Origin of the sequence: Acetobacter fabarum (assembly GCF_022483405.1) — a bacterium.
In the GTDB taxonomy this organism is placed as follows: domain Bacteria; phylum Pseudomonadota; class Alphaproteobacteria; order Acetobacterales; family Acetobacteraceae; genus Acetobacter; species Acetobacter fabarum.
The window spans coordinates 2660262-2673935 of sequence record NZ_JAKVNI010000001.1 but is presented as its reverse complement, the minus strand read 5'-3'; the positions used below and the strand labels follow the sequence as shown (position 1 = coordinate 2673935).

The window sequence follows — 13674 nt, the reverse complement described above, 5'->3', positions numbered from 1 at the left end:
GGGGCGCTTCTTTATCACGCGCAGGCGCAGGGAGCCATATGCTGAACCCGATGTCTGTCATGGTGTTGCTGGATGCGGAGTTCAGGCGGTTGGTGCTGTGGGTTCCGGTCCTGCTGGCGCTGGGGGCGCTCGCCTATTTTTTATGGCCGTATGAGCCGGGGCTGCTCGGTGGCGTGGGCGTACCCGCAGGGGTGGTGGGCCTGTGCCTTGGGGCCTGTTTTTACTGGCGGCAGAGCCTTGTGGCGCGGCTGGCTGGTGGGGCTGGCATGGCGTTAGCCGTGGGGTTTGGTGCAGCATGGTGCGCGGCACACCGCCAGCCGCCCATGCCTGAACTGCCCCGCCGGGGTACCGAAATTTCCGGCATTGTGCGCGATATTGCCTTTTTTCCCGCGCCCACAGGGCAGGGGGAGCCGGTACGGCGCGTGACCCTTGCGCAGGTGGTTCTGCATGATTTTGTAGATGATGGCATGGCCCCCCTGCGCCGCACTCTGGCTATACGGCTGGTGCAAAACGATTCGGCCCTGCTCGCGCCGGGGGATGGCGTGCGGGTGCGGACTATGCTGCAGCCCCCGCCTTTTCCCGCCCTGCCCGGTGGGCGGGACAGGCAGTTCGAGGCATGGTTTTCCGGGCAGGCAGGGAGTGGTTATGCGCTGGAGCCCGTGCAGGTGGAGCCGGGGGTACAGGGCAGGGTATCGGGCTTCTGGCAGGGGGTGGCTACCGTGCGCGGGCGGGTTAACGCGCGTGTGCGGGCTGTTCTGCCCGGCCCTTCCGGGGCTGTTGTCGCCACCTTGCTGGATGGCAGGGCAGAGGCCGTTCCGCAGGATGTGCGGGAAGATTTTGCCGCCTCCGGGCTTGCGCATCTGCTGGCGGTAGCGGGCTTGCACCTTGGTCTTGTTATGGGGGCGGCCATGCTGGTTTGCCGCATGGTGCTGGCCGCGTGGGAATATGCCGCCCTGCGGTGGCCCTGCAAGGCGCTTTCCGCCTTTGTGGCATGGGGCGTGGGCGGGGGGTATGTACTGCTTACAGGCGCGCACCTGCCCGCCGTGCGGAGCTGGCTTATGGCCAGTGTTGTGGTGCTGGGGCTTGTGGTGGGGCGCAGGGCCGTGTCCATGCGGGGGCTGGCGCTGGCGGCAACCCTTATGCTGCTGGTGGCACCGCAGGTTGTGCTGGATGTGGCTTTTCAAATGTCCATGGCCGCGGTTATGGCGCTTGTGGCGGGGTATGAGCTCCTGCAACCCCGCCTGACCCGTGGCCTGTCCGGGCTTACGGGAGCCAGGCACGGGCTGGCCCGGCATGGTGTTATGCTGGTGCTGACCAGCCTTTTGGCTGGCACGGCCACCTTGCCGGTGGTGATGGCCCATTTTGGGGTGGTGCAGCCGTTTTTTGTGCTGGCCAACCTGCTGGCCGTGCCGCTGATGGGCGTTTGGATTATGCCGCTGGGGCTGGCGGCGCTGGTGGCCATGCCCCTGCATGCAGAGGCTCCTTTTTTATACCTGATGGATGCCGGTGTGCGTGTTGTGCTGTGGCTGGCGCGGAGTGTGGCAGCTTGGCCGGGTGCGCGCATGGAGGTGCCCGCCATGCCCGGCTGGGGGCTTGCCGGTGTGCTTCTGGGCCTGTGCTGGCTGTGTTTGTGGCGGGGGCGGCTGCGGTGGTGGGGCATGCCTGTTGTACTGTGTGCCACCCTGAGCCCATGGCTGGTGAACCAGCCAGACCTCCTGATCAGCCCGGATGGGCAGTTAATGGGGGTGCGCGATCACGCGGCCATACTGGTTATGGGCCATGCGCGGGATGAGCGGGCCATAAAGGCTGCCTGGGCACAGGCACTGGCCATGCCTGCAACCGGTTTTTCCACCACGGCGGAGCAGGCGGCCGAAACACCCGATGGCAGCCTGATCTGCGGGGAGGGCGATGCCGGGGGCACCTGTACCCTGCTCCGCAATAAGCACGAAGTGGTGCTGCGTGTGCATGATCCCTCGGACGGGCGCAGCCTGCTCCCCCCAGACCTGTGCGCGCAGGCTGATCTGGTGGTGAGCGTGGCCCCCTTAAGGGAATCATGCCCCGATGTTGCAGTCCGGCTGGATCGTTTTTCTGCCTGGCGCGTGGGAGCACAGGCGGTTTTTCTGGCTTCGGGCGTGCGGGTGGTCAGTGACCGGCAAACACGGGGGGAGCGGCTGTGGGTGCTTAAGCCCGGCGGCCACGGTATGCCCACCCTGCCTCTGGCTCAGGCGGAATAAGGTGTGTGCTGGCGTGGCACCCACGCCTGTTTATGGGGCGTTGGTCAGCTTTCCGTGCTGTCAAACGCTTCCATCACCCGGCTGGAATAGACAAGGGCGGCCCCTGCGTTCAGTGCCACGGCCACTCCAAGGGCTTCGGCTATTTCCTCCTTGCTGGCGCCTACCTTGCGGGCGGCAGCGGAGTGTACGGCAATGCAGCCATCACACCGTGTGGTTACGGCTACGGCCAGCGCAATCAACTCGCGCGTTTTGGCGTCCAGATGCTTCAGTTCAGGCAGAGGTGTTTCCAGCGTTTGCAACCCTTTGAGTGTGTTTGGGGTTAGCTGTGCCAGTGCCTTGACGTTTTTTTGCATATTGGCGCGATAAGCATTCCAGTCGGTCATGACATGGACTCCGATATGGGTATGTTGGACCTTCCAACAGCACCAGAGCCCTTCGGCCTTGTCACGACACGGTTAGGAGAGGTGTTGATACTTGCGGAAAGAGCCTTCAAGCCGTTATCGGGCAGACTTATGACAGACATGAACACGAGCGGGGCCTCCGCTGCGACCGCACAGGGGCCTCTGGCAGTTTACCGGCAGCGCATTGCGACCGGGGACATCAAGAGCGATCCGGATCAGGCCCGTGTGGTCGAACGTCTGGACCAGTTGTGGCGCGAACTTGCCACCATGCCCGCGCGCGCGCCGCAGGCGGCCAGCCCCGCCAGCAAAGGCAGGGGCTTTTTGGCAGGACTTGCCAAAAAGCTGATGAGCCAGCCCGCACAGCCCACGCAGGACCGCCCGCGCGGGCTTTATATTGTGGGGCGGGTCGGCCGGGGCAAAACCATGGTCATGGATCTGTTTTTTGGCTGTGCGCCTGTCCGGCTCAAGGAGCGCATCCATTTTCTGCGCTTCATGCAGGACGTGCACCAGAAGCTGCATGCCCTCAAGGCCGCCAACCCCGGTATGGCCGACCCCATTCCCCCGCTGGCCAAAGCCATTGCAGCCCGTGTGCAGCTTTTGTGCTTTGACGAGTTTCAGGTGAACGACATTGCCGATGCCATGATTCTGGGCCGCCTGTTCGAGGCCCTGTTTGCCGATGGCGTGGTGATTGTGGCCACCTCCAACACCGAGCCCGCCCAGCTGTTCCAGAACAGGCCGGGGGCGGATGCCTTTAAGCCGTTCATTGCCATTATCCGGCGTGAGCTGGATACGATCGAGCTGGATTCGCCAAGGGATTACCGGCGCGGGCGCGAGCAGGACCGGCAGACATGGCTGGTCCCGGCCGATGCGCAGGCCCACGCCACGCTGGACCGTATTTTTGCCCATCAGGCCGGTGGTGCCAGCCCCCAGCCGGTCACGCTGGAGTTTATTGGCCGCAGTTTTGAGGTGGAGCAGGCGGCAGGGCCGGTGTGCCGGTTCGATTTCAACTCTTTGTGTGGAAAACCGCTGGGGCCGAACGATTATCTGGCACTGGCAAGGCGTTTTCCCGTTGTCGTGATCGATAACATTCCCTGCATGGGACAGGACGAGGCCAATCTGGCGCGACGCTTCATTACCCTCATAGATGCCTTGTACGACAACGGAAACCTGCTGTTTGCCTCGGCTGCGGCCGCACCTGACAAACTGTTTACCGAGGGCGAGGGATCGGACGCATTTGCCCGTACAGCCTCCCGTCTGGCGGAAATGGGCAGTGAAAGCTGGCTTGAGCATGGTGCACAGGCAGCACAGGCGGCGCACAGCCTCGCTAGAGCGTGACAGGCGGTGCCCTTGTTCCGCTCCCATGGCCGGTCTAGCTCTTGAGACAGAAAGAGCCGGGGGCTGTGTGCTTCTGGCAAGGGATATCAAGGGCACTCTGCCGTATGGGTGGGGTGAAGGAAAAGATGGTCCGGCTTACGTTGGAGTGTGACACAACATCTGGTCTGCGGCGCGTGATCACCCCGCGACAGGGAGGAATGTGAGATGGCGGTATCGGATATGCTGGCAACCGCTCTGAACGGTGCCAATATCGCGTACCTTGCGGATTTGTATGCCCAGTGGGCAAAGGATCCAAAAAGTGTAGATCCCTCCTTCGATATTCTCTTCAGCTCGCTGGGGGATGACGAGGCGGCCGTGCTGCATGATGCGCTTGGCGCATCCTGGGCACCGCGCCCGTCCATTATTATGGGGGAAGAGCCACCACCACCTGCCAAGGGTGGCCCGGCTGGCGGTCTGGCCGCGCAGGATAGTCTGGCTATTGCCCGGCTGGTCCGCGCCTACCGCGAATTTGGTCATCTGGAAGCAACGCTTGACCCGCTCGGGCTCAAGGTTCCCACCCAGCGTGAGGAACTGAACCCCCAGACCTACGGCTTTGGCCCCAAGGATCTGGAGCGTGAGGTTTTTATTGGCTCCCTGCTGGAGCCTCTGCTCAAGGGGCGCAACACAGCCAAGGTCAAGGACGTTATTGCGGCCCTGCGCACGGTATACTGTGGCAACATTGGTGCAGAATACCTGTATGCCCGGAATACCGAACAGCGCGAATGGTTCCGCAACCGGCTGGAAAGCGATAACTGGCAGCAGAATGTCAGCGTGGCCGAACGCAAGAGCATTCTTAAAAATCTGGCTGAAGCAGAAGGGTTCGAAGCCTTCTGCCAGAAGCGCTACGTGGGTGCGAAGCGCTTTGGGCTGGAAGGGGGGGAAATCTCCATTCCCGCACTGCACGCCATTGTGGACCAGTCCGCAGTGCAGGGTGTTGGCTCGGTCACCATCGGCATGGCCCATCGTGGCCGTCTGAACACGCTGGTCAATGTGGTGCGCAAGCCTTACGTGGCCATTTTTAACGAATTTGCCGGTGGCTCCTTCAAGCCCGACAATGTGGAAGGCTCGGGGGACGTCAAGTACCATCTGGGGTCTTCGGCGGATGTGGAAGTGAGCGGGCGCTCGGTGCATATTTCGCTCCTGCCCAACCCTTCGCATCTTGAGGCCGTGGATTCCGTTGTGCTGGGCAAGGTACGCGCAACGCAGGATGATGCGGGCGATACGCAAAACCGCACTGGCAGCATGGGCATTATCATTCATGGTGATGCGGCATTTGCCGGGCAGGGTATTGTTTACGAAACCTTTGCCATGTCCCAGCTCCCCGGCTACCGCACGGGTGGGACCATCCATATGGTGGTCAACAACCAGATCGGCTTTACCACCAACCCCGAATGCGGGCATTCCGGTGTGTATGGCACTGATCTTGCCAAATCCATTGAGGCACCTGTCCTGCATGTGAATGGGGATGATGCCGAGGCCGTTATCTACGCCTCACGCCTTGCCGCGGATTATCGCCTCAAATTTGCCAGCGACATTGTGCTCGACATTGTCTGCTACCGCCGCCATGGCCACAACGAAACGGACGAGCCGGTCTTTACCCAGCCCGTCATGTACAAGGCCATTGCCAGCCACGAAACGCCGCACACCCTGTATGCCCGCCGTGTTGTGGAAGCAGGGGTCATGACCGAGGCCGAAACGCAAGCCCAGTGGGATGCGTTCCAGGATCGGCTGGAAGCGGATTACAAAGCGGCCGAATCCTACAAGGTCAACAAGGCAGACTGGCTGGAAGGCGGCTGGAAGGGGCTAACCGCACCGGGGCAGAAGCCCGAACAGGCATGGCCCGATACGGGTGTGGCTCTGGATGCGCTGCAAAAAATTGGGGCGGCCATTACCAAGGTGCCCGAAGGGTTCAACCTCAATTCCAAAATTGCGCGCCAGCTCAAGGCCAAAGCGGCCATGTTCAGCTCGGGCGAAGGGTTCGACTGGGCAACGGGTGAGGCCATGGGCTTTGGCTCGCTCCTGCTGGAAGGCCACCGTGTGCGCCTGTCTGGCGAGGACTGCCAGCGCGGGACCTTCAGCCAGCGCCATGCAACATGGACCGATCAGGTCAACCAGACGCCCTGCACACCGCTGAACCATATTCAGGCGGATCAGGCCAAAATCGAAATCTGGAACTCGCTACTGTCCGAATACGGCGTGCTGGGTTTTGAATACGGTTACTCCGTACGCAACCCGCAGACGCTGGTTCTGTGGGAAGCCCAGTTCGGGGACTTCGCCAACTGTGCGCAGGTCATTATTGACCAGTTTATCGCATCGGGTGAGACCAAGTGGCTGCGCATGTCCGGTCTGGTGCTGCTTCTGCCCCACGGGTACGAAGGGCAGGGGCCAGAACACTCCTCCGCACGTCTGGAGCGTTATCTCCAGCTTTGCGCGGAAGATAACATGTTTGTCTGCAACATCACCACGCCTGCAAACTACTTCCACGCGCTGCGTCGCCAGCTCAAGCTGGATTACCGCAAGCCGCTGGTGCTGATGGAGCCCAAATCCCTCCTGCGCCACAAGCTCGCGGTTTCCGCTCTGGCCGATTTCGGGCCGGGGACGCGCTTCAGCCCCGTTCTGCCCGAGGTGGATGCTCTGGGGCCGGATGCCAAGGTCCGCCGTGTGGTGGTCTGCTCGGGCAAGGTTTATTACGACCTGCTTGCCGCCCGGCGCGAAAAGGACATCAAGGATGTCGCCATCGTGCGTGTGGAGCAACTCTACCCCTTCCCAGAAGCAGCACTCGCAGCCGAGCTCAAGCGTTATCCTGAGGCAGATATTGTCTGGTGTCAGGAAGAAACGGAAAATGGTGGCGCGTGGCACTTTGTGGACCGGCGGATTGAAAAAGCTCTGGTGCGTGCAGGCCACAAGGCGGGGCGTCCGCAGTATGTGGGGCGTGCTGCCGCAGCCAGCCCGGCAACGGGTCTTGCACGGATCCATGCCGCCGAGCAGGCGGACCTTGTGGACCGCGCACTTGGGTTGAAGGCGGCTCGCTGAGCAGGGTCTGGAATTTTAGAAAAATTGTCCGCCTTACGCGGAAGAAAAACCCTGTGTGGCAAAATCATTACCCCACACAGGGGCTTTCTTGAGAAGAATGGGGAACAGGATGTCAGTCGAGATCAAGGTGCCAACACTGGGCGAGAGCGTGACCACGGCAACCATTGCCAAATGGCTGAAGCAGCCGGGTGAGGCGGTCAAGGAAGACGAACCAGTCGTTGAACTTGAAACTGATAAGGTCAGTGTGGAAGTTGCCGCCCCGCAGGCTGGTGTGCTTGGCCCGCAGGCCGTCAAGGAAGGGGACGAGGTTGAAGTGGGTGCCCTGCTGGCAACCGTTGAACCCGGCAAGGCAGGGGCAGCCCCCGCAGCGCCCAAGGCTGTAGCCGCGGAAAAGAAGGTGGAAGCCCCTGCAACTCCCGCCCCCGCAGCACAGCCTGCGGCCGGGGCAGTTGATTCCGCAGCTGCTCTGCCTGCTGCACGCAAGATCATGGCCGAAAATGGCCTGAGTGCCGGGCAGGTTGGTCAGGGCACGGGCCTTGGCGGGCGGATTACCAAAGGCGATGTCCTGGGCTTTTTGTCCCAGCCGCAGGGGGCAGCCCCCGCCGCCGCACCCAAAGCCGCCCGCAAGGACGACCCGCGTGAAGAACGCGTAAAAATGACGCGCCTACGCCGCACCATTGCCCGCCGCCTGAAGGAAGCGCAGAACACGGCGGCCATGCTGACCACGTTTAACGAAATCGACATGTCCGGTGCCATGGCGCTGCGTGCCGAATTCCAGGACAGCTTTGTTAAAAAGCATGGTGTGAAGCTGGGTTATATGTCCATCTTCTCCCGTGCGGTTATTGCGGCACTCAAGGAATTCCCGGCCATTAACGCCGAAATCGACGGTGAAGACGTAATTTACCGCGACTTCATTAACCTTGGTATTGCCGTGGGTGGCCCCAATGGTCTGGTGGTGCCGGTTATCCGCGATGCCGATAAAATGGGTTTCGCCCAGATTGAAAAAACCATTTCCGGGTTTGGCAAGGCCGCGCGGGAAGGTACGCTCAAGCTGGACGAACTCTCCGGCGGTACCTTCTCCATCACCAATGGCGGCATTTACGGTTCGCTGCTGTCCACCCCGATCCTGAACTCCCCGCAGTCCGGTATTCTGGGCATGCATTCCATTCAGGAACGCCCGGTTGCCGTAAACGGTCAGGTGGTCATCCGCCCCATGATGTATGTGGCCCTGTCCTACGATCATCGCATTGTGGATGGTAAGGAGGCGGTCAGCTTCCTTGTCCGGCTCAAGCAGAATGTGGAAGACCCCCGCCGCCTGTTGATTGACGTCTGATCTGACACTGGCACAGGCCGGAGGCTGCCTTGGTGCTGCTCTCCGGCCTTTCCTTTTTTGCAGACCCTAACGTGAGCGAGACAATACTCATGCCGACCGAAATTAAAGTACCAACCCTTGGAGAAAGTGTGACCACCGCCACGGTAGGGAAGTGGCTGAAGCAGCCGGGCGAAGCGGTCAAGGAAGACGAACCGGTTGTGGAGCTGGAAACGGATAAGGTGAGCGTGGAAGTGCCTGCCCCCGCCGCCGGTCGGCTGGAAAACCATGCGGTCAAGGAAGGGGACGAGGTTGAAGTTGGCGCCGTGCTGGCCCTGCTGGAAGCCGGAGCCGCAGGCAAGGCCGCTGCCCCGGCGGCACAGGCTACTCCCGCTCAGGCGGCACCTGCCCCCAAGGCAGAAGCACAGGCCGCTCCCCCGGCCGAGACGGATTATGACGTTGTGGTTATTGGTGCGGGCCCGGGTGGGTATGTTTGCGCCATTCGTGCAGCGCAGCTTGGCTTCAAGGTTGCCTGCGTGGAAAAACGCGCAACTCTTGGTGGCACTTGCCTTAATGTCGGCTGCATTCCTTCCAAGGCGCTACTTCAGTCTTCAGAAAACTATCATGCAGCAGGGCATGATTTTGCTGCCCATGGCGTGCTGATTGATAGCGTAAAGCTTGATCTGGCCAAAATGCAGGCCCGCAAGGCCGACATTGTTGGTGCCAACGTGAAAGGGGTTGAATTCCTTTTCAAGAAAAATGGCATCACCTGGCTTAAAGGCCACGGCAAGGTTGAAGGCACAGGCCGCCTGAGTGTGGACGGCAAGCCGGTAACCGCCAAACACATCATTATTGCCAGCGGGAGCGACAGCGCAAACCTGCCGGGTATTGAGGTGGACGAAAAAGTTATTGTCACTTCCACAGGTGCGCTTGAACTGTCTGAAGTGCCCAAGCGTCTGGTGGTTATTGGTGGCGGCGTTATCGGGCTGGAACTGGGTAGCGTATGGCACCGCCTTGGCGCGGAAGTTACCGTGGTTGAGTTTCTTGACCGTCTGGTGCCCGGCACCGATAATGAAGTGGCGGCACAGTTCCAGAAACTGCTGACCAAGCAGGGCTTCAAAATGAAGCTGGGCCACAAGGTGACCAAGGCCGAAAAAACCAAAAAAGGCGTTGTGCTCAGCATCGAACCATCGGCTGGTGGCGCGGTGGAAACGCTGGAAGCCGATGTGGTTCTGGTTGCGGTTGGCCGTACGGCAGCCAGCAAGAACATGGGGCTGGAAGAAGCCGGTATTGCGCTGGACAAGCGCGGCCGTGTGGAAGTGGATGCCCATTACGCAACCAACGTGCCCGGCATTTACGCTATTGGGGACGTTATTGCTGGCCCCATGCTGGCCCACAAGGCGGAAGAGGAAGGTGTGGCGCTGGCCGAACTGCTGGCCGGGCAGGCCGGGCACGTTAATTACGATGCCATTCCCGGCGTGATTTACACTTGGCCCGAAGTTGCCTCCGTGGGCTTTACGGAAGAGCAGCTCAAGGACAAGGGTGTAGCTTACAAGACCGGCAAGTTCCCCTTCCTTGCCAATGGTCGCGCCCGCGCACTGGGCATGACGGATGGCTTTGTTAAGGTGCTGGCCGACAAGCAGACAGACCGCGTGCTGGGTGTGCACATTATTGGCCCCGCAGCAGGTGAGCTGATTGCCGAAGCCACCATGGCGATCGAGTTTGGTGCCTCGGCGGAAGATATTGGCCGCGTCTGCCACGCGCACCCAACCCTGAGCGAAGCCGTAAAGGAAGCTGCTCTGGGCGCTGACAACCGCGCGATCAATATCTAAGAAAATTTTCTTCTTGTTAGGACTAATGCCATACTCTCTTCCGTAGTTGCATACGGAGGAGAGTATGTATGTGTGTGGCAGGGAAGCTGGCAGTCTGCTTGGCCGTGGCTGGCGGTTTTCTGGCCGGGGCGAATATGGTGTATGCCCAAGGTGCGGCATGGCAGAACACAGGCCATGCCGGTGCTGGCCCACAGGCTGCTACACCCCCTGCGGGTGTGGATGACCGCGCACTTGACCCCGCCTTTGCCGGAGTGTCTGGCGGCACACATCCTTCTCCTTCCTTTACAGACGACTCCCCCCCATTTTTGGGGAGGATGCCGCCCGGCAGGAAGCATGGGCGCTGACACTGGCGTTCAGGCGCGAGGTACCTGTCGCTGTTTCTGTTTCCTCAGCTTATAAAGCGGCATGGGTGGCTCTGGCCCGCCAGCAACTGGAACAGGCAGGCTATGTGCTGGATCGCCCGCAGGTGCTTGTGGTGGTGGACCGCAACCCCAAAGTGCAGCGCCTGTGCCTGATTCTGGCCATTCCCGGTAGCGCGGACTGGCAGGTTATTGGCAGTGCCAAAGTCTCTACCGGCACAACCGGGCGGCAGTATTATTATATTACTCCCACCGGCGTTTTCCCCAATTCGGCAACCCGGCTTGGCTACCGGGCCTTGGGTACCAAGAACGAAAACGGCATTATGGGGAACGGCACCACGGGGATGCGCGTCTGGGATTTTGGTTGGCAATGGGCCGAAAAAGGCTGGCTACCAAGCCGGGACAAAGTGCAGATCCGGCTGGAAATGCACGCAACAGACCCGGTTTATCTGGAGCAGCGGCTGGGCCATACGGCGTCCGAGGGGTGCATCCGTATTCCGTCATCACTCAATGTGTTCATTGACCGCCACGGGCTGCTGGATACGGAGTATGAACAACGCGCCACCGTGGACCGCAGGTTTGCAGCCCTATTACGCAAGGACAGGGTTGCTTCCCCCATAGCCGGGCTGCTGGTTGTGGTGGTGGATACAGCAGGGCTGGCCATGCCCCCGGCCGCTGCGGCTTTTAAAAACGAGGCTGCCCCACACAGGCCCATTGCGCATGGATAAGGTTGGTCTTTACGCCTAGCTCTAGCTCTAGCTCTAGCTCTAGCTCTAGCTCTAGCTCTAGCTCTAGCTCTAGCTCTAGCTCTAGCTGCCGCTGAAGCGAGTTTCAGTGTGCGCAATGCTGCAAAAACATAAAGCGCAAGCTGGGGGCTTGCGCTTTACTGTGTGCTCCGGTTCAGCCTGTGTAAGCTTTGGCTTACAGGCCCGCAGGCAGCGTGCCGCCATTCTGTGCCAGTTTCTGGCGAACTTCCTTGATCAGCCAGATATTCATGCTCGCGCTGTCTTCCGTGCTACCGGTGTAGCCCAGTTCTGCCGCCAGCTTTTTGCGGGCCTCCAGCGAGCTATCCAGCCCCAGCAGTTTAAGAAGGTCCACAATGGACTCTTTCCAGTTCAGGTTCTGCCCGTTCTGGGTGGCAAGGCTTGTCAGCACGGCATCAACATTAACGGGGGAGCCTGCCGGGGGCACCGTGCCAGGTGCCGCTGTGGCGGCGGCACTGGGCTGCGTGCCGGCATTGGCGGGGGATGTGGTGTCTGGCGTTGCAGCTTTGGCGTGATGAAAAATGGCAGATAAAATGGAACCAAAAATGCTCATGGGGGTAACCCTTTCATAAGATACAATGCGATCGTGTGAGGTAAGATAACCTGACAAATCTGGCAGGAAAGAGACAGTTTTGTGCAAGCGCATAGGCGCAAGGACTAACGGTGGCATGTTCTGGCGTGCAGGCACGGCAAAAAGCCGCAGCCCTACGCAGGCAAAGACCATGCCGGTGCTAACGCCCGGAGCCGGGGCCGGTTCGGGTTAAAAACCGCGACCAGTCAGGAATTTTTTGTAGGGGAGAGAGGGGGCTGGCCACGGCACGCGTGGTGCTGGCAGGGCCAAAGCCCGAAGAAGGGTAGGGGATACTCCATAAGGAGTGCTCCCCCCCCCTTCGTTCAAGATATTTTAGTAACGGTATTCTTCGTGCTTGAAGGGACCGTTAACCGGAACGTCAATGTACTTGGCCTGTGTTTCGCTCAGCTTGCTCAGCTGCGCGCCAACTTTGGCCAGATGCAGGGCTGCAACTTTTTCGTCCAGCTTTTTGGGCAGGGTGTAAACAGCAACGTCATACTTGCCTTCAGGTGCCGTCCACAGTTCGATCTGTGCCAGCGTCTGGTTGGTGAAGGAAGCAGACATCACAAAGGACGGGTGGCCGGTTGCGTTGCCCAGATTGACCAGACGGCCTTCGGACAGAACAATCAGGCGCTTGCCATCGGGGAACACCACTTCATCAACCTGCGGTTTGATGTTTTCCCATGTGAAGTTGCGCAGACCGCCGATCTGGATTTCGGAGTCAAAGTGGCCGATGTTGCACACGATTGCGCGGTTTTTCATGGCGCGCATGTGGTCAACGGTAATGACGTCCACGTTGCCGGTTGCGGTTACAAAAATGTCCCCACGCGGTGCAGCGGCTTCCATGGTGACCACTTCGTAGCCTTCCATGGCGGCCTGCAGGGCGCAGATCGGGTCCACTTCCGTTACCAGCACGCGGCAGCCAGCATTACGCAGGGAGGCAGCGGAGCCTTTGCCCACGTCACCATAACCGGCAACAACGGCAACCTTGCCTGCCATCATAACGTCGGTACCACGGCGGATGGCGTCCACCAGGCTTTCACGGCAGCCATACAGGTTATCAAATTTGGATTTGGTAACGCTGTCGTTCACGTTGATGGCGGGAACCTTCAGCGTGCCTTTTTTCTGCATTTCCCACAGACGGTGCACACCCGTTGTGGTTTCTTCCGACAGGCCCTTAACCTTGGCCAGCAGTTCGGGGTACTGCTCGTGCATCATCACGGTCAGGTCACCGCCGTCATCGAGGATCATGTTCGGGGTCCAGCCATCGGGGCCCTGAATGGTCTGCTCGATACACCAGTTGAATTCGTCTTCTGTCAGGCCTTTCCATGCGAACACCGGAATGCCAGCAGCGGCAATGGCTGCGGCAGCGTGGTCCTGCGTGGAGAAAATGTTGCAAGAAGACCAGCGCACGGTTGCACCCAGAGCGACCAGCGTTTCAATCAGAACCGCGGTCTGGATGGTCATGTGCAGGCAGCCGGCAATACGCGCGCCCTTAAGGGGCTGGCTTGCGCCGTATTCTTCGCGCAGTGCCATCAGACCCGGCATTTCGCCTTCAGCAATGGAAATTTCCTTGCGACCCCAATCGGCCAGCGAGAGGTCCTTTACCTTATAGTCGCTCATATTATCCTGTCTTTCTATGCAAAGTGCTGCTTTGCTATACAGCCATAGACGGTCATAGGCCAGCCGGAACAGGTATGGCAGGTCTGGTTTTATGTGGTTTTGCTTGCCACAACGGCGGCTTTCTGGTGTCCAGCACTTGTTAATCAAAGACTAAATTATGCGGGTTGTAACGGG

General features: G+C 60.1%; 9 protein-coding genes and 1 pseudogene. 7 read left to right on the top strand and 3 right to left on the bottom strand.

From position 1 onward, the window contains the following. Window positions 1–38 precede the first annotated feature (38 nt). Entirely contained in the window at window positions 39–2234 is a 2196-nt protein-coding gene (locus LKE65_RS12445; RefSeq protein ID WP_278741565.1) for a ComEC/Rec2 family competence protein, read from the top strand. A 44-nt stretch (window positions 2235–2278) separates the two neighbouring features. Here LKE65_RS12445 and LKE65_RS12440 read toward each other — a convergent pair whose 3' ends face one another. After that, the gene (locus tag LKE65_RS12440) at window positions 2279–2617 is read right to left on the bottom strand and encodes a carboxymuconolactone decarboxylase family protein (protein ID WP_086645285.1); all 339 of its coding nucleotides are present in this window, start codon (window positions 2615–2617) and stop codon (window positions 2279–2281) included. Between the two features lie 15 nt (window positions 2618–2632). Between LKE65_RS12440 and zapE the strand changes: the two genes are divergently transcribed. The 6 genes and pseudogenes from zapE to LKE65_RS12410 all read left to right on the top strand — a co-directional run. Next, window positions 2633–3970 (top strand): cell division protein ZapE, encoded by a 1338-nt coding sequence (gene zapE, locus LKE65_RS12435; protein ID WP_408744074.1) that lies wholly within the window; start codon window positions 2633–2635, stop codon window positions 3968–3970. A 204-nt stretch (window positions 3971–4174) separates the two neighbouring features. Continuing rightward, the gene (locus LKE65_RS12430) at window positions 4175–7042 is read left to right on the top strand and encodes a 2-oxoglutarate dehydrogenase E1 component (RefSeq protein ID WP_278741562.1); all 2868 of its coding nucleotides are present in this window, start codon (window positions 4175–4177) and stop codon (window positions 7040–7042) included. A 109-nt stretch (window positions 7043–7151) separates the two neighbouring features. Next, complete coding sequence (odhB, locus tag LKE65_RS12425; RefSeq protein WP_165925099.1) at window positions 7152–8375, top strand: 2-oxoglutarate dehydrogenase complex dihydrolipoyllysine-residue succinyltransferase; 1224 nt, start codon at window positions 7152–7154, stop codon at window positions 8373–8375. Between the two features lie 89 nt (window positions 8376–8464). Continuing rightward, complete coding sequence (gene lpdA / locus LKE65_RS12420) at window positions 8465–10183, top strand: dihydrolipoyl dehydrogenase (protein WP_278741872.1); 1719 nt, start codon at window positions 8465–8467, stop codon at window positions 10181–10183. 68 nt (window positions 10184–10251) lie between these two features. Continuing rightward, entirely contained in the window at window positions 10252–10527 is a 276-nt protein-coding gene (locus LKE65_RS12415) for a hypothetical protein (RefSeq protein ID WP_278741560.1), read from the top strand. Then, window positions 10482–11270 (top strand): annotated as a pseudogene (locus LKE65_RS12410) (L,D-transpeptidase); the annotation flags it as partial. The gene LKE65_RS12415 and the pseudogene LKE65_RS12410, both read left to right, overlap by 46 nt. Window positions 11271–11463: 193 nt before the next feature. On the opposite strand, the gene LKE65_RS12405 reads toward LKE65_RS12410, so the two are convergent. Both LKE65_RS12405 and ahcY read right to left on the bottom strand, forming a co-directional pair. After that, entirely contained in the window at window positions 11464–11859 is a 396-nt protein-coding gene (locus LKE65_RS12405; protein ID WP_278741556.1) for a DUF3597 domain-containing protein, read from the bottom strand. A gap of 351 nt (window positions 11860–12210) precedes the next feature. Beyond that, window positions 12211–13500, bottom strand: coding sequence for an adenosylhomocysteinase (gene ahcY / locus LKE65_RS12400; RefSeq protein ID WP_086645390.1), 1290 nt, complete (start codon window positions 13498–13500; stop codon window positions 12211–12213). Between the last annotated feature and the right edge of the window lie 174 nt (window positions 13501–13674).